The 15,230-nt window shown below is 64.8% G+C and carries 15 protein-coding genes and 2 pseudogenes; 4 read left to right on the top strand and 13 right to left on the bottom strand.

From position 1 onward, the window contains the following. Nucleotides 1-97 precede the first annotated feature (97 nt). Both AC3FOF_RS35480 and AC3FOF_RS35475 read right to left on the bottom strand, forming a co-directional pair. Nucleotides 98-1,309, bottom strand: coding sequence for a Fic family protein (locus AC3FOF_RS35480; RefSeq protein WP_488729261.1), 1,212 nt, complete (start codon nt 1,307-1,309; stop codon nt 98-100). 582 nt (nt 1,310-1,891) lie between these two features. Next, nucleotides 1,892-2,767, bottom strand: a complete 876-nt coding sequence (locus tag AC3FOF_RS35475) for a LysR family transcriptional regulator (protein ID WP_488729260.1) — start codon at nt 2,765-2,767, stop codon at nt 1,892-1,894. Between the two features lie 97 nt (nt 2,768-2,864). On the opposite strand from AC3FOF_RS35475, the gene AC3FOF_RS35470 reads away from it, so the two are divergent. Next, entirely contained in the window at nt 2,865-4,277 is a 1,413-nt protein-coding gene (locus AC3FOF_RS35470) for an MFS transporter (protein ID WP_488729259.1), read from the top strand. Between the two features lie 65 nt (nt 4,278-4,342). Further along, a pseudogene (locus AC3FOF_RS35465) lies at nt 4,343-4,564 on the top strand (IS4 family transposase); the annotation flags it as partial. Here AC3FOF_RS35465 and AC3FOF_RS35460 read toward each other — a convergent pair. Further along, nucleotides 4,524-4,664, bottom strand: a pseudogene (locus tag AC3FOF_RS35460) (DUF2147 domain-containing protein); the annotation flags it as partial. The pseudogenes AC3FOF_RS35465 and AC3FOF_RS35460 overlap by 41 nt on opposite strands. 291 nt (nt 4,665-4,955) lie before the next feature. Here AC3FOF_RS35460 and AC3FOF_RS35455 point away from each other — a divergent pair. After that, the gene (locus tag AC3FOF_RS35455; protein ID WP_035806910.1) at nt 4,956-5,615 is read left to right on the top strand and encodes a carbonic anhydrase; all 660 of its coding nucleotides are present in this window, start codon (nt 4,956-4,958) and stop codon (nt 5,613-5,615) included. 206 nt (nt 5,616-5,821) lie between these two features. Here AC3FOF_RS35455 and AC3FOF_RS35450 read toward each other — a convergent pair whose 3' ends face one another. From AC3FOF_RS35450 to AC3FOF_RS35440, 3 genes are all read right to left on the bottom strand, one after another. After that, nucleotides 5,822-6,475 carry an alternative oxidase gene (locus tag AC3FOF_RS35450; RefSeq protein WP_488729258.1) on the bottom strand — a complete coding sequence of 218 codons (654 nt, stop codon included), beginning with the start codon at nt 6,473-6,475 and terminating at the stop codon, nt 5,822-5,824. 400 nt (nt 6,476-6,875) lie between these two features. Continuing rightward, nucleotides 6,876-7,361: a SixA phosphatase family protein gene (locus AC3FOF_RS35445; protein ID WP_488729257.1), complete on the bottom strand. Its 486-nt coding sequence runs from the start codon at nt 7,359-7,361 to the stop codon at nt 6,876-6,878. A gap of 173 nt (nt 7,362-7,534) precedes the next feature. Next, complete coding sequence (locus tag AC3FOF_RS35440) at nt 7,535-8,002, bottom strand: hypothetical protein (protein ID WP_488729256.1); 468 nt, start codon at nt 8,000-8,002, stop codon at nt 7,535-7,537. Between the two features lie 573 nt (nt 8,003-8,575). Between AC3FOF_RS35440 and AC3FOF_RS35435 the strand changes: the two genes are divergently transcribed. Next, nucleotides 8,576-9,142: an antibiotic biosynthesis monooxygenase gene (locus AC3FOF_RS35435; RefSeq protein WP_017227868.1), complete on the top strand. Its 567-nt coding sequence runs from the start codon at nt 8,576-8,578 to the stop codon at nt 9,140-9,142. Between the two features lie 105 nt (nt 9,143-9,247). Here AC3FOF_RS35435 and AC3FOF_RS35430 read toward each other — a convergent pair whose 3' ends face one another. The 7 genes from AC3FOF_RS35430 to AC3FOF_RS35400 all read right to left on the bottom strand — a co-directional run bounded on the left by AC3FOF_RS35430 (nt 9,248) and on the right by AC3FOF_RS35400 (nt 15,227). Further along, on the bottom strand, nt 9,248-9,478 hold the full coding sequence (locus AC3FOF_RS35430; protein WP_488729255.1) for a hypothetical protein: 231 nt from the start codon (nt 9,476-9,478) through the stop codon (nt 9,248-9,250). A gap of 38 nt (nt 9,479-9,516) precedes the next feature. Continuing rightward, on the bottom strand, nt 9,517-10,671 hold the full coding sequence (locus tag AC3FOF_RS35425; RefSeq protein WP_488729254.1) for a porin: 1,155 nt from the start codon (nt 10,669-10,671) through the stop codon (nt 9,517-9,519). After that, entirely contained in the window at nt 10,672-10,989 is a 318-nt protein-coding gene (locus tag AC3FOF_RS35420; RefSeq protein ID WP_017227865.1) for a XapX domain-containing protein, read from the bottom strand. A 49-nt stretch (nt 10,990-11,038) separates the two neighbouring features. Continuing rightward, on the bottom strand, nt 11,039-11,458 hold the full coding sequence (locus tag AC3FOF_RS35415; RefSeq protein WP_276267072.1) for a DoxX family protein: 420 nt from the start codon (nt 11,456-11,458) through the stop codon (nt 11,039-11,041). A 12-nt stretch (nt 11,459-11,470) separates the two neighbouring features. Continuing rightward, entirely contained in the window at nt 11,471-13,351 is a 1,881-nt protein-coding gene (locus AC3FOF_RS35410; RefSeq protein WP_276267073.1) for an amidohydrolase, read from the bottom strand. A 146-nt stretch (nt 13,352-13,497) separates the two neighbouring features. After that, nucleotides 13,498-14,319, bottom strand: a complete 822-nt coding sequence (locus AC3FOF_RS35405; protein WP_488729253.1) for an alpha/beta fold hydrolase — start codon at nt 14,317-14,319, stop codon at nt 13,498-13,500. Nucleotides 14,320-14,540: 221 nt separating this feature from the next. After that, nucleotides 14,541-15,227, bottom strand: coding sequence for a hydrolase (locus AC3FOF_RS35400; RefSeq protein ID WP_276265669.1), 687 nt, complete (start codon nt 15,225-15,227; stop codon nt 14,541-14,543). Nucleotides 15,228-15,230 lie beyond the last annotated feature (3 nt).

Here is a 15,230-nt window from a genome sequence, read left to right as displayed (position 1 = left end):
GGACGCTTCCTGAGCAGTGGTCCAACATGCCACTGCCTTGTCTTGCCTTGTCTCGCCATCGGCAAGTTGACAACGCCCGGCCGATCTGTAGCCTCTTTTAAAACGTCTCTACGCTTGTCGCGGCCTCGGGGTAGAGGTTGGGAAAAAGAAAGCTCAGCGAGTCCAGAGGGAACCCGATTCCCACGGCGCCTCGATGCGAACGGTCTTCTGAGATCAGAAGACCGTCTTTTAGGAGTTGAGACAGCAGCTTTCTGCCTGTCCGCTCTCCTAGGCCGGTCATCTGAACGAAGTCCCCCCGCGGCACGGGGCCTGCGACCACAAGATGGTGAAGCGGCAGCACGGCCTCCTGGCGATATTCCGGGTAAGCGGCTAGCTGGCTGCGGAAGACCACAAGGGCCTGAATGCGCTCGCGTAGTCCGTTGATATCAAGCAGTGACGTCATAAACGAAACCTGGTCATCGCATTGTTCAATGAAGAATCGGCACCACTCCCACAACATACGCTCGCTGAGGTTTCCGCGTCCGTCGAGATCTCCATGACGAGGCATGTCTGCGTTCTTCAATAGGGCGTAATAGTCGTCGCGCTTGCGAGCGAGCCCGCGATTCACCGACCAAAGCCCGCCACTCAGGGGGAACAAGGCACAATGCGTCTGGAGACGTGCAACACGGCCATTGCCGTCCCGAAACGGGTGAGTCCATACCGCACGGTGGTGCGCAGCGGCGATCGAGTAAAGCAGCGCATCCAGTCCATTCAGCCGCCCGTAGACTTGAGTCATCCTTTCCATGAAGCGCGGCAGCGATGAGTACGTGGGAGCGTGATGCTGTTGAATAGTCACGTCGACAACGCGCAATTGGCCCGGATCTATGACCCCCCCCTCGTGCGTCGACCGGTCCTCGGGTGTCAGCCGACCGTAGAGCGATTTATGGGCAAGTAACAGGAAATCCGCCTTTAAGGTGTTGGCCTCATCTACAACCAGACCTTCGAGTTCGCGCTCCGCCTCGATATGAGCCACTGCAAGACGTTGCAATTTCGCCGTCTCTGGCTTGGCAGAGAAGTCCTTTCGCAACGCTCGGTCGATGTTCACGGGATGCGTGCTCTCACCCTCGATTCGATTCGAGTAGTAGGAGTTCATTGAGCGCACCAACTCGCGCAGCCGCGTACGTGCCGAGTGACTTAGCGTGCCCTGCAACTTGTGAGCCTTTTCAATCACTACACGTGTGGCGGACACAAGTTCCTCCACACGTTTCTGCGGCAAGAGAGGTTCGAAGTGACGTGGGCTATCGTACAGTTCGATCGTATCGGATCGCATAGTCAAGTTGCCAGTTCCGGTTCCGGTAACTTATTTCATAAAATTCCATATTATACATAGACTTAGCTTTCATCTTTCTCGCAAGAACCAGCCTAATGTTGCCGGTTCCGTTGCCGGTTTGCCTATTGGCTCCCTTACGGTTCGCACAGCCGGCAGACCGCATTCATCGATCCTATGGACGGTCACATCACTTGTCAGCACAAAAATGCCGCATGAGGCGCCTCCGCACGCCATGGTGCTGGGATGGCGCTTTTGGTCGTACCAGCAAAGCACGTTCGCAAAGTAGGCATACTGGTCCGGCATTTGGATCGGCATCACCGACCAAGCGCTTCATGACCTCCGCACGCGTAGTACCTGCGAAACCGCGCGGCGTCGCAACGGGCGCGGCTGGAGTCGCGTACGTGCGCATCGAACTCGATGACGGCAGGGTCGTCAGCCGCCCATGACCGACTAGCCCCCGACTACGGTCGTTCACGCGTTTCCAGTGAGTGCCCTCGGTTGGCCGGCAAGCGACCTCCACCAGTCGTGAGCCGGTCGGCTCTTACCGACCGACCCTATGCAGCCGTTTGAGAGCCTGTGTGCCTATTCCGGAGCGGATCCAAACGCGCCGTGCCCGGCCACTACCTCGCTAACAAAATCCATCACCGCGCGCACAGCGGCCGAGCGCCGCAAGTCCCTGTGCACCACCAGCCAGATGTCGCGTGAGAATGCAGCGCCCTCATGCTCCAGCCGTACCAGGCCTGCATCGGCATCCCCCAGGAAACAGGGCAGGCCTGCCACGCCCGCTCCTGCACGGGCAGCGGCCAGATGGCTGCTGATGTCGCTGAGTTCGCAGCCCACGGGCCGTGGACCCGCCAGCTCCAGCAGCCAGCGCTGCTGCGGCATGTCGGCGAACTGCGCATCGTAGGCAATAAAGGTCCAGTCGCGAGGATTGCGCAATGGCAGATAGTCGAGGCTTGCGTACAAGGCGAATGGCATCTGCCCCAGCTTGCGCACCACACTGCTCGACTCGCTGGGCCGAACCAGGCGTAGCGCTACGTCTGCCTCACGGCGCGTCAGCGACACCGCGCGCGCCTGCGCCGACACGGAGAGCTGGATACCGGGATAAGCCGCGCGGAAGTCCGCCAGCCGGCCGGCCAGCAGATGCGTGGTCAGCACCGGTGGCGCACTGAGCGTCACCTTGCCGCTCACGGGCTCGTGGCTGGCACGCGTCTGCCGCTCGATAGCGAATGCGGCAGCCTCCATCGTCCTGGCTTGCTCGAAGACCGACACCCCAAGCGGCGTCAGGCGGCACGAGCGCGGCAAGCGTTCAACCAGAAGCGCTTGCAGCCCGGCTTCCAGCGCGGCCAGCCGGCGGCTCACCGTGGCGTGATCCACCTGCAAATCGCGCGCTGCGCCGGACAACGTGCCGGTGCGGGCGACTGCCAGGAAGTGGCGAAGATTTTCCCAATCGAGCATCTGTGCGTTTTCTCCAGGTTCGGTGGAGATTTTATAGAATTTACGCAGACATGGCTGCAGCCTAGCATCCGTAGATCCTATCGTTGGAATCAATGCCATGCCTACCACCACCAATGCGCAGCGGGCCACCCTGCTGGCTGCTGCGCTCGGCTTCGTCGTCGTCCTGCTGGACGTCAGCGTCGTCAACGTCGCCTTGGATACCTTGCGGCAAGGATTCGCCACCGATGTAGCCGGGCTGCAATGGGTGATCAACGCCTACACGCTGGTGTTCGCGGCGTTGCTGCTGACCAGCGGAGCGATCGGAGATCGCTTGGGTGCCAGGCGGGTGTTCCTGATGGGGCTCGCGCTGTTCACGCTGACGTCGGTGGCGTGCGGGGCGGCGGGCAGCCTGCCGATGCTGGTGGCGGCCCGGCTGGGCCAGGGCATTGGCGCGGCGCTGCTGGTGCCGAACTCGCTGTCGATGCTCCAGAGGGCCTTTCCCGAGCGCGAACAACGCAGCCGCGCAGTCGGCTGGTGGGGTGCGATCGGCGGTATCTCGCTGGCGGCCGGGCCGGTGCTGGGCGGCCTGCTGGTGACCCACTTCGGCTGGCGCAGCATCTTCCTGATCAACCTGCCGCTGGGCCTGATTGGCCTGTATCTGACGTTGCGCCATGTCGCCGCCGATGGCGGCGGACATCACCGCGGCCTGGATTGGCCCGGGCAAGGCGCGGCCATACTGGCACTGGCCGCACTCACCGCATCGGTCACCGAAGCCGGCCGTCTCGGCTGGGGACACGCCTGGGTGCAGGCGGGGCTGTGGCTGGCCTTGGCGTCGGCGGCCGCCTTCATCCGCATCGAATCACGCAGTGCTGCGCCGATGCTGCCGCTGGCGCTACTGCGCATCCCCGCGTTCAGGGTGGCGTCGCTCGCCGGTGTGATCGTGAATCTTGCCTACTATGGCCAGATCTTTGTCTTCAGCCTGTTCTTCCAGCTTCAGCAAGGACTATCGCCACAGCAGACCGGGCTGGCGTTCCTCCCGATGACGGTGGTGCTGATGGCAGTCAACGTGCTCGCCGGCCGGCTGATCACGCGGATGGGCGCGAGGTACTTGATGGTGCTGGGATTGCTCCTGGCCGCCCTGGGTTACCTGATGCTGTTGCCGGTGCGCATCGACGGCCCCTACTGGCTGCTCGCCCCGCCGATGCTGCTGGCCGCCAGCGGCATCGCGCTGATGGTGCCGACCATGACCAATGTCACGCTTTCAGCCGTGGATGGCTCCCGCGCTGGCATCGCCTCCGGCGTCCTCAACTCGGCGCGGCAGGTAGGCGGCATGCTCGGCGTGGCGGGGTTCGGTTATCTGGTGCACGACACTGCCCCCCAAGCCTTCATGCGCGGCATGCATCTATCGCTCTGCTTCGCTGCCGCACTGCTGCTGGTGGGAGCCGTGATGTGCTGGTTTGGCATTCGTGCGGAACGTCCCGCCACGAGTGAGGACGGGCAGCAAGGCGCCACTGGAACCAACGCTCTTTGATTTGGGGTAATCGTCCTTTTGCTGCAGATTGATACGATCAGGCTTAAAAAGACCCACCAGTTACGCTCGATCAGATGATTCGTCTGGTGGCCTCTTTGGGCAGATTCCTTGGGCGCAAGAGTGATGGCGAACCCGGCGCCAAAACGATCTGGATCGGCATGCAGTTAACAATGGATGCCGCCGTTGATCCGACTGATTGGGGGCCGGCAACGGCCCGGTTTCATCGCATCAACGCTCGCCCACCACTCACTCGCGCATCCACGTCTGCGTCCGCCCGAGCAGGCTGATGCCGAGAAAGCCGCGCACGTTCAGCTTCCTGCCGTCGTCCGACAGGGACATCTTCGCGCTGTAGACCTTGCCGTTCTCCGGATCGAGGATCGCCATGCCATCCGGCGGTGCAGATCGCCACCGCCGCCCTCCTTCCGGACACGCATGCCGGCGAGCCAGCGGACCGGTCTGCATCTCGACCTGAATGAGGCGGAACTGCTCGACGGCCACGGCAAAGGGATCGGCGGCGTTAACCGGTGCGCCTCCTGACATGGCGTCTTCAACCGCCGCCGGCGGGGGCGGCGCGAAGGCGCTGCCTCAAGCTTGACATCGGCGATAATCGCAGCGCACCGGCATGACGGAGTATCGAACGGTCGTGCCTGTATCCCATATTTGAATCTGGAGGACGCCATGCGTGACATCATCGACGGCTTTCTGCGCTTTCAGCGCGACGTCTATCCTCAACGAGTCGAGCTTTTCAAGCAACTCGCAACGACACAAAATCCGAAGGCACTGTTCGTCACCTGCTCGGACAGCCGGGTCGTGCCCGAGCTCCTCACCCAGCGTGAGCCGGGAGAACTGTTCGTCATTCGCAATGCCGGAAACATTGTGCCGTCCTACGGTCCGGAACCCGGTGGCGTTTCGGCCACCGTCGAGTATGCGGTCGCGGTCCTGGGCGTGCAGGACATCGTGATCTGCGGGCACTCCGACTGTGGCGCGATGGGCGCGATTTCGCGTTGCGCTTGTCTTGATCACCTGCCGGCGGTCGCGAACTGGTTGCATCATGCAGATGCTGCAAAAGCGATCAACGCCGCGCATCAGTTCGATACCCCTCACGCTAAGCTCGACGGTCTCGTCAGAGAGAACGTGATCGCGCAGCTGGCCAATCTACGCACCCATCCGTCCGTGGCACTTGCACTCGAACAGGGGCGCATGAATCTGCACGGATGGGTTTACGACATCGAGAAGGGTAGCATTGATGCACTCGACGGCCCGACACGACGATTCGTACCGCTCGCCGAGTCGCCGACCACCGTTGCCGTGGCTTCGCGCAATCGCGGACAGGTGTGAGAGAAGTTGGCAGCGACTCGATATAACAGGGATCCGCTTGACCAGGTGCCTGCGCCTGCAACGGCAGGACGGGCGATCACCGCAGTGCCGCTCTTCTGGCTGCAGCCGGGCACCAGCGCCGCCTGCAGGTCGGCCAGGCTCAGCCCAGTTGGGCCGAAAAAGGCCCGCCGGTCGACGGCGGGCATCTCGTTGTCTTGGGGCTCTGCTTACGCAGCTCGACTGAAGGTTGCCCCGGTTGTCAGGGCGTTGGCGAAGCCGTGGTTGACATCACGGTGACCGACCTCGTCGGCGCGCACTGCCACCACCACCTCACGCAGGCGGGCATTGGTCGGCAGATTCCAGTATTCGATCGCGAAGGCTGGGGCGGAAACGTTCTCGACGCGACCAGCGTCGATTTCGGCTAGGTAGAGGGTGTAGCTGATCACGGCTTGTTCTTCGAAATATCCAACCAGCCGGTGCGCGGTCCGGGCGGACACCAGATACAGAAGGAAGTAGGTCACGAAGAAGACGGCCTGCACGAGCAAGATCACGACTCGCTCAAACCAGCTCGGCCGGGCGATCTGGATGAACGTCATCAGGTGCATCCGTTCGTTCTCTGCTTCCTCGAGCAAAGTGCGAATCCACCCTTCATCGGCCACCATCCAGCGCAGGCAACGCAGGTGGACCAGCATGCCACCAACCATTCCAGGCACCGCCGCCACGGTTTCGAGCACGATGGCGCGGTTCCCATAGCGCTTGGCAAAAAATGTATCGGCGAAAAAGCGCAACGTCATCGTGATGGCCAAGGCGACGCGGTCGGAAAGGCCGGCGACATTGTGATGAGCATCGAGGTCTGTCGACGGGTTGATGGGGGCTTGCATGATGGGCTCCAAGTGTTGAGCGTTGCGATTGCGATCGTTCAGGGAGGTGGGTGGCCGGTCCGCATCCCTTAAACATGCATTTACAATACTCTTTTAAAAGAGCAGCAACAAGGTGATTTGCTGCTGCGCAACATGCTATGGGCGATTATCGGACTTTGAGTGGGATGGCTCGGATTCATGATATGCGTCACAGTGCACTATCGCGAACCTTGGTCAACCCTCATTTTTCCCCTGGGATTGGATACCGCGCCAAACCGGGGGCTGACCAAGCGGCAAGGCGGTGGTCTGATGCCCCAGTTTTGGCGTGTTCTTCCGCAAGGCGGCATCGACGGGCTTGTTGGTGCGGCCGTAGCGGGCCTGGCGGCCATGTTTGGGCGCGCGCTCCGCGGCGAACTCTGCACTATCTCTTCGGTGTGTACATCCTCACCTCCGCCGGGCCGATCTCCGCGACATCCGCCCACGCCTTTGCGTCGAAGCAGAACGCCGCGACGGTGCATGTGGGCATGTCGATGATCGTGCTCGATAGCCGGTGCGCGAGGTCGGTGAACTCGGGATTGTGGCCGAAGAGCATCACGCGGTCTAGCCTGTCGTCGAGTGCGCAGATGACGGCGAGCAAGTTGTCCGGGCTGCTGGCGTAGAGGCGTTCATCGACGACGATGTCATTGCGCTGGTAGCCGATCTCGTCGGCGATGAGCTGTGCCGTGGTCAGCGCACGCAGCGCCGGGCTCGACACGAGCAGATCGGGTTCCACCCCGCGATCAGTCAGGCGCTTGCCCATCTTGGACGCGTCATGGCGGCCGCGATCGTCCAACGGACGCTGCCGATCGGGCAAGGACGGGTCGTCGCGACTCGATTTGGCATGCCGCACAAGAAACAGGATTTTCATGATCAAGCTGAGGGATGGCCTGAATCGTCATTATTGCCCTCTTCGGCCGCCGCGGCGACTACTAGGGATGCTAGCCCTTCATGTTTTAGAGTGCTGTCGTTTTCAACCTCGCATCGCTGCTGGGCTTGCGAACCGTCGTAAATCTCGCCGAAATCAAGGCTCCCCCCAAAGGCCTACCGAAGCGGCACGTCCAGATTCGTGCCGCCGACGTGGAGTTGCTCCGATCCGTACACCACGGCTTTAGGCGGCGCGAACTCAAGGTGGTTCTCTTCCATCCACGCAGCGACCGCGGTTTGCAGCCGATTCATGAGATCCAGTTGAAGCTTCCATGGCGCTGGGGACTCGCGGTCGGGAAAGCCATCACCGATCGTTGCCGCGAGAATGGGGGCGAGCACATCCTGGGCTTGATCGCTGCCAATCAATTTGCCTTCCTGCTCGCCCAAGGCCATGCCAGCGAGCATCCGCTCGAGAATCCTCGTCGCCTCGAACCGCGCGAAGTAGGACGGAGGCTCAGGGCTAAAGCCCGCGGTAACCACCTGCGTCATGCCCATCTGCGCTGCTGCCGAGATGGCATCGCGACGGGAGCCGAACCCCGCGACCCATCGACCGGCCGCATCCTTGTACCCGAACTCTTCCTGCATGCTGCCTCCGGCGCCCGGCGCCTGGGCGATACCAGGCGGCGCGTCGCGGTGGCTTCCGCATCGGCTCGCTCGGCGCGCCGGGCTGCCATCTCCAGTTCCGCCCGCAGCCTGCCCTGCACCGCCTGCCCCTCCGTCTGCGCCTGCTGCGCCTGCGCCTGTTGCAGGCTGAGCGTGTCGCGCTCGGCCAGCTGCCTTGCCCGTTCCTCGGCACTGGCCACGGCGGCGTCGGGCACCCTCGCCTGGACCGCCGCCAGCTCAGCGCGCAGGTCCGCGAGCGCCTGCTCGGCTTTCTGGCGCAGCGTGCGCTCCTGGTCGATCTCGCGCAGCGCGGCGCTCGGTGTCGCTGACCCGCTCTTGTGCCACCGCGACCTGCTCGCGGGTGCGCTCCTGGTCCGTCGAGAACCGCGTATGCATCTCGCCCAGTTGCCGCTCGAGCGCCTCGCTCTGGCGCCGGCCTTCTGAACCGCATTCCGCGTATGATGGTGAGTCCCAGCCACCGTGCCGTCGCCGTGCATGCCAATAGCGATTCTCGTGCGCATCGCCTGACGGTCGCCGCCATCCACCGGGAGCGCGATGAACCCGACCACCCTCAATCCGCAGGAAATCGTCACGAGCATCATTGTCCACGAGGTCGAGCCCGAGTCCGTCGAGCAGTACGAAGCGTGGCTCGCGGACATTCGCCTCGCATGCTCTGGATTTCCCGGTTACCTGAGCACCGATGTAATCCGTCCGGTCGGCATGAGCCGCGAATATGCGACCATCGTTCGCTTCGCCGACTTCAGGAGCCTCAACGCATGGATGGAATCCGAAGTACGCCGCCAACATATCGAAAGAATGCGGCCGTCGCTGCGGCAGGGCGACCGCTACGAGATCAGGACTGGCCTCGATTTCTGGTTCACGCAGAAGAACTCGCCGGTCAAGGTGCCGACCGCGTGGAAGCAGTGGCTCGTCACGTGGAGCGCCATCCTGCCCCTCAGCATCGTCGTACCATGGGTCGTCGTGCCGATGCTCGCGCACCTCGGCTTCGCCCATGACTCATTCATGGACAAGGCGGCCGTAACGGCGGCAATCGTGTTCCTGATGGTCTATGTGGTGATGCCGCGCTACACGCGGCTCGTTGCGCGCTGGCTTTTCAAATGACAATGGCGTGCCCGGCGCGCTGCAGTGGCGCTCAAGCCAAGCATGGTACCGAGCTGCGCGCCCATCGCCGGCCGGCCGTCCGCACACACCGGGGCCGGCTAGCGATCACGGAATACCTGGAGTCTTCCAGCCGCTGGCAGGCCGGCAGCCAGTCGCGCTGCTGAAGATGACGTGCGCGGCAAGCAGCACCGACAGCGCGATGAAGCCGACCACGTCCATATGCCCCGCGACGAAGGCAAACCGGCTGCCAAGCAGGATGTCGAGGCGATGCGCGCCCGCCAGCGCATCCGCCGCCGGCCCCACCTTGGCGCCGGGGTCTGGCGCTGACTCTCCCACGGCATGTCCTTCCCCTCCGATTCTTATGATTCGGCCGGCTAGAAGTTGTGCCGCATGCCAAGCGCGAATACCTGCGGATCGGCCCCCGCCTTCACGCCGGCAGGGTTGATGGCGAAATCGTAGATCGCGTTGCCGTGGTTGTTGATACGGCTGTAGTAGGCATAGAGCCCGGTGCGCTTGGACAGTGGATAGTCGTAGCCGACCGTGAACTGCAGCGCGCCGGTGCCGGGTCCGCTGCGGAAGTAGCCGACCGTCTCGGTCGCATTGCCGGTGCCGTTGCCCACCCAGCCCAACCCCGCGCGGATGCTGCCGGTGCCAATCTGCTGCACCACCGAGGCGTAGGCACCGTTGCGTTCGAGGTCGCCAGTGGCGGTGCGGTAGTGCAGGTGCTCGTACATGGCGCTGAGGCGCGTGCGGGAGAACTGGTAGGACACGCCGAACTTGATCGCATCGTCGTTGCGGCCCGCGGTCTGGTAGTGCTGGTGGATTTCGTAGGCCAGCGCCACATTGAGCCCGCCGCGATTGTAGGCGGCCGCCATCGAGTACAGCGCCGGATTGCGCGCCACCGTCAGCTTCTCCTCCGGCAGGCCGTAGCCGAGCATGGCGGACAACCCGCCCCAGGGGTGCGACTGGTATTGCAGGATGTTCTTCTGGCGCCGGTCGAAGGAACTGGTGTTCTGCACGTTGTCGGTGGTCGCCGCGGCGCCGTTGCCGAGCAGGGCCATGTAACCGGCGGTGGTTGGGTAGTAGGGGTCGTAGCTCTTGGTCGACGCCGTGTAGGGCGTATCCCAGTTCCCCATGAAAACCATGCCGTATGGACTGTCCAGGCCGAGGCGCGTATCGCGCGCGGCGATCTGGCCCGCGCCGGTGTCGATCGACAGGGTGCTTTCGATCTGCCACACCGCTTTGAGCCCGTAGCCCAGCGCCTCCTCCCCACGCAGGCCGAAGACCGAGCGGTAGTTGGACAGCCGCGCCGCGTCGCCGAGCTTGCTGCCGTCGCTGGCGGTGCTGGCACTGACGTACTCGAAGGCGGTGTTCAGGCGCCCGTAAATGACGACCTCGGACTGCGCGTGCGCCGGTGCCGCGACCGCCAGTGGCGCCAGCAGCGCCGCGCAGCGCAGGCATGGATGGAGACGGTGGCCGATTCCGCGGCGCGGCAGGGGCCAGGACGGCAGCGACGGCGGATTCCGCATTCAGCCTCCTCTCTTGCCATTGCCCGCGGCTGCGGGCGGGACCGGTACGGCCTGAGCCACCTGGGACGCCGGGGATCCCTTGGCTGGCGCCAGCGGCGCCCCGGTGATCTTGGGCACGCACTCGCTGCGGAACCAGGCCACGCTGACCGGCTCGCCGGCCAGCATGCGCTTGATCGGCGGCACGACCTGCTCGCCCATCAGCATGCCCAGCAGTCCGAGCAGCGCGATGGCTGGCGGCGCCGGCGACCTGACCTGCAGCAGCGCATAGATGATGCCGACGAGAATGCCCGCGGCGAGCGATACGAGATAGACCTTCATGATGTCTTGTCCAGGATTCCAGGTTGCCAGGATTGGGGGCGGGGAGCGGTCAGCGCGCGCGCCGCAGGTCCTCCCAGGCGGCCAGCAGGAAGCCGCCGACCAGCCCGAGGTGTTCGAAGAAGGCATTGGCCTGCATGAAGCGCGCGTCCGGCGGCGCATCCCAGAAGCGGTTGGCCAGGAAGGTCGCCATCAGCGTGAATGCGGCCAGTCCCAGCGCGCCCAGCCAGCGCCGGTAGCCGGCCAGGATCATCAGCGAGGCCCCCAGTTCCAGCGCGATCACGGCGGCCGCCAGTGGCGCCGCCGGCGCCAGCCCGAAATGCTGCATCTCCTGCACCGCGCCCGCGAAGTCGGTGAGCTTGACCAGCCCGCCCTGCAGGTAGGCCGCGCACAGCAGCAGCAATGCCAGCCAATGCAGCCAGCGCGGCAGCGCGCGGCCCGCCGTGCCTTCGCTCAAGGTGGAGTCTTGCATGGCGGGCCTCCGTCAGAACGCCCAGCACGAGCAGCCCAGCGCGCCCCAGAAGCCGCGCGCGTCGCCGGCCGGCACATTGGCGGCCAGCGCCGAGGTGTGCGCGTGGCCGTGCACGCCGCAGGCGCTGGCGCAGGCGCAGGCAGCGGCGCTTCGCGCCAGTCCGGCCTTATCGCGCAACGCCTGCGGACGCGGCTGGTAGCCGCCCTCATGGCGCGCCGGCGACCAGTCGGGCATCGGCGGCGGCAGTTGCGGCGCCAGCGGCCGGAAATCGCCATCGCCATGAACCACCTTGCCGCCCAGCAGCGTCATCACCGAGGTGATGTCCTGGATCTCGTCGCCGGGCACCGAGAAGTAGTCGGCAGACAGCACGGCCAGGTCGGCCAGCTGGCCTGCCGCGATGCGGCCCTTCTTGCCTTCTTCCGACGAGAACCAGGTATTGGCCTCGGTCCACAGCCGCAGCGCCGTCTCGCGGTCGAGCAGGTTGGCCTGCGGGTACATGGCCAGCCCGCCCACCGTCTTGCCCGTGGTGAGCCAGTACAGCGAGACCCACGGGTTGTACGAAGCCACGCGCGTGGCGTCGGTGCCGGCGCCGACCTTGACCCCGCGCTCCAGCATCTTGCGGATCGGCGGCGTGGCCTCGGCCGCGCGCGCGCCGTAGCGCTCCACGAAGTACTCGCCCTGGTAGGCCATGCGGTGCTGCACGGCGATGCCGCCGCCCAGCGCCGCGATGCGGTCGATATTGCGGTCGCTGATGGTCTCCGCGTGGTCGAAGAACCAGTGCAACCCGTCGAAGGGGATGTCGCGGGCTACCTTCTCGTAGACGTCGAGCGCGCGCGAAATGGTCTCGTCGTAGGTGGCATGCAGGCGCCATGGCCAGCGCTGCTCGGCCAGCAGCCGCACCACCGGTTCGAGGTCGGCCTCCATCGACGGCGGCATCTCGGGGCGCTCGACGCGGAAGTCCTCGAAGTCGGCTGCCGAATAGACCAGCATCTCGCCGGCGCCGTTGTGCCGGTACAGATCATCGCCCTGCCCCGGCTTGACCTTGCCGGTCCAGGTGCGGAAGTCGCTCAGCTCTTCCTTCGGCTTCTGTGTGAACAGGTTGTAGGCCAGGCGCACCGTGAGCTGGCCTTCCTGGTGCAGCTCCTCGATGATGGCGTAGTCCTCGGGGTAGTTCTGGTAGCCGCCGCCTGCGTCGATCACGCCGGTCACGCCAAGCCGGTTCACTTCGCGCATGAAATGGCGCGTGGAGTTCTTCTGGTACTCCAGCGGCAGCTTCGGGCCCTTGGCCAGCGTGGCGTAGAGGATGGTCGCGTTGGGTTTGGCCAGCAGCAGGCCGGTCGGGTTGCCGCTGCCGTCGCGCACGATCTCGCCGCCCGGCGGGTTCGGCGTTTCCTTGGTGTAGCCCACCGCGCGCAGCGCCGCAGCATTGAGGATGGCACGGTCGTACAGGTGCAGGATGAACACCGGCGTGTCGGGCGCGGCGGCGTTCAGCTCGTCGATGGTGGGCAGCCGCTTCTCGGCGAACTGGTGCTCGGTAAAGCCGCCCACCACCCGCACCCATTGCGGTGCGGGCGTACGCGCCACCTGCGCTTTTAGCATGCGCATGGCGTCGGCGAGTGAGCGCACGCCGTCCCAGCGCAGCTCCATGTTGTAGTTCAGCCCGCCGCGGATGATGTGCATATGGCTGTCGATCAGGCCGGGGATCGCGCGCCGGCCGCCAAGGTCGACGACCTTGGTGCCGGTGCCGGCCAGGCGCATGATGTCGTCGCGGGTGCCGACGGCAAGGAAGCGGCCATCGTGGATGGCCACGGCGTCAGCCTGCGGGTTGGCGGGATCGAGGGTGGCGAACTTGCCGTTGACGAGGATCAGGTCTGGCGTGGTCGATGCGTTCATGGCGAAGGTCCTGGTGGCGGCTGCCGCGCCGAGGGCGGCGGCGCCGGCAATGAACTGGCGGCGGGTCAGCGGCAGCGAGGGCTGGCCCGCCGGGGGCGGAGGCAGGCCGTCCCGGCCTGCCTTGGAGTCGCGGGACGGCATGCCCGTCAAGCGTTCAAGAACGCCAGCAGGTCGGCGTTGACCTTGTCGGCCTCGACCACGCACATGCCGTGCGAACCGCCCGGATAGATCTTCAGCGTGGCATTCTTGACGATCTTGGCGCTGAGCTTGCCGGCGTTGTCGATCGGCACGATCTGGTCGTCGTCGCCGTGCAGGATCAAGGTCGGAACGCCAATCTTCTTCAGGTCCTCGGTGTAGTCGACTTCCGAGAACTCCTTGATGCACAGGTACTGGCCGAGGATGCCGCCGGTCATGCCCTGCGCCCAGAAGGCGTCGATGGTACCCTGCGAGACCTTGGCGCCGGGCCGGTTGAAGCCGAAGAAAGGCACCGCCAGGTCCTTGAAGAACTGCGAGCGGTTCTCGGCCGTGTTCTTGCGGATGCCGTCGAACACATCCATCGGCAGGCCGCCGGGATTGGCCGCGGTCTTCAGCATGATGGGGGGCACGGCGCCGATCAGAACGGCCTTGGCCACGCGCCTGGTGCCGTGGCGGCCGATGTAGTGGGCCACCTCGCCGCCGCCGGTCGAGTGGCCGACCAGCGTCGCGTCCTTCATGTCCAGCGCCTCGATCACCGCGGCCAGGTCGTCGGCATAGGTGTCCATGTCATTGCCCTTGGCAGGCTGGCCCGAGCGGCCGTGACCGCGGCGGTCATGGGCGATTGCGCGGTAGCCATGCTGGGCCAGGAACAGCATCTGCGCGTCCCAGGCGTCCGCGTTGAGCGGCCAACCATGCGAGAACACGACGGGGCGGCCCGAGCCCCAGTCCTTGTAGAAGATCTGAGTACCGTCCCTGGCAGTGACGTAGCTCATATTATGTGCTCCAACTGGGTGGTGGGGGGTAGTATGGACCTGCGGCTTGCCGGTGGCTGCGACGGCGGCGGTGCTGCCTATTGCCGCCACCGCGGCGGCGCCAGACACCAGCAGCCTGCGCCGCGACGGGCTTTCGGCTGCATCCTGCACGCTCGGCTGAAAAGGTTGCGCGCTCACGCTATGTCTTCCCGGTAGGTGTGATAAGGCAGGGCGAGCGCCGCTCAGCGCGCCGGTACCGGGGCGATGGACTCGTGCGGGGTGGCGGTGCGCTGGGGCGCCTTGTGGACCATGGTGTAGGCATAGTCCACGCCCATGCCGTAGGCGCCGGAATGCTCCTTGACCAGTTTCATCACGGCGTCATAAGTGTCGCGATGGGCCCAGTCGCGCTGCCATTCGAGCAGCACCTGCTGCCAGGTCACGGGCACGACGCCGGCCTGGACCATGCGCTGCATGGCATAGTCGTGGGCCTCCTTGCTGGTGCCGCCGGAGGCGTCGGCCACCATGTAGATCTCGTAGTCCGCGTCGTGCATGGCCGACAGGGCGAAGGTGGTGTTGCAGACCTCGGTCCACAGGCCGGAGACGATGACCTTCTTGCGGCCGTTGGCGGCCAGCGCATCGCGCACCTTCTGGTCGTCCCAGGAGTTCATGGAGGTGCGTTCCAGGGTCTTCTGGCCGGGGAAGACGTCGAGCAGCTCGGGGTAGGTGAAGCCGGAGAAGGATTCGCTCTCCACCGTGGTGATGGTGGTGGGGATGTTGAAGATCCTGGCGGCCTTGGCCAGCCCGACCGCGTTGTTCTTCAGTGCCTGACGGTCCATCGACTGTACCCCGAAGGCCATCTGCGGCTGCTGGTCGATGAAGATCAGCTGGCTGTTCTGCGGGGTCAGCACTTCGAGCTTGGCTTTGGTCATGAT

Source organism: Cupriavidus sp. 96C5-1 (genome assembly GCF_057798855.1).
The sequence above is the reverse complement of the archived record's forward strand: the minus strand, read 5'-3'. Positions and strand labels throughout refer to the sequence as shown.

Coding starts and splice junctions, on each gene's coding strand:
- AC3FOF_RS35450 (WP_488729258.1), bottom strand. CDS start 6,475: ATGCAAGCCCCCATCAACCCGTCGACAGACCTCGATGCTCATCACAAT.
- AC3FOF_RS35425 (WP_488729254.1), bottom strand. CDS start 10,671: ATGCGGAATCCGCCGTCGCTGCCGTCCTGGCCCCTGCCGCGCCGCGGA.
- AC3FOF_RS35410 (WP_276267073.1), bottom strand. CDS start 13,351: ATGAACGCATCGACCACGCCAGACCTGATCCTCGTCAACGGCAAGTTC.
- AC3FOF_RS35400 (WP_276265669.1), bottom strand. CDS start 15,227: ATGACCAAAGCCAAGCTCGAAGTGCTGACCCCGCAGAACAGCCAGCTG.
- AC3FOF_RS35445 (WP_488729257.1), bottom strand. CDS start 7,361: ATGAAAATCCTGTTTCTTGTGCGGCATGCCAAATCGAGTCGCGACGAC.
- AC3FOF_RS35470 (WP_488729259.1), top strand. CDS start 2,865: ATGCCTACCACCACCAATGCGCAGCGGGCCACCCTGCTGGCTGCTGCG.
- AC3FOF_RS35420 (WP_017227865.1), bottom strand. CDS start 10,989: ATGAAGGTCTATCTCGTATCGCTCGCCGCGGGCATTCTCGTCGGCATC.
- AC3FOF_RS35435 (WP_017227868.1), top strand. CDS start 8,576: ATGAACCCGACCACCCTCAATCCGCAGGAAATCGTCACGAGCATCATT.
- AC3FOF_RS35475 (WP_488729260.1), bottom strand. CDS start 2,767: ATGCTCGATTGGGAAAATCTTCGCCACTTCCTGGCAGTCGCCCGCACC.
- AC3FOF_RS35415 (WP_276267072.1), bottom strand. CDS start 11,458: ATGCAAGACTCCACCTTGAGCGAAGGCACGGCGGGCCGCGCGCTGCCG.
- AC3FOF_RS35405 (WP_488729253.1), bottom strand. CDS start 14,319: ATGAGCTACGTCACTGCCAGGGACGGTACTCAGATCTTCTACAAGGAC.
- AC3FOF_RS35480 (WP_488729261.1), bottom strand. CDS start 1,309: ATGCGATCCGATACGATCGAACTGTACGATAGCCCACGTCACTTCGAA.
- AC3FOF_RS35455 (WP_035806910.1), top strand. CDS start 4,956: ATGCGTGACATCATCGACGGCTTTCTGCGCTTTCAGCGCGACGTCTAT.
- AC3FOF_RS35440 (WP_488729256.1), bottom strand. CDS start 8,002: ATGCAGGAAGAGTTCGGGTACAAGGATGCGGCCGGTCGATGGGTCGCG.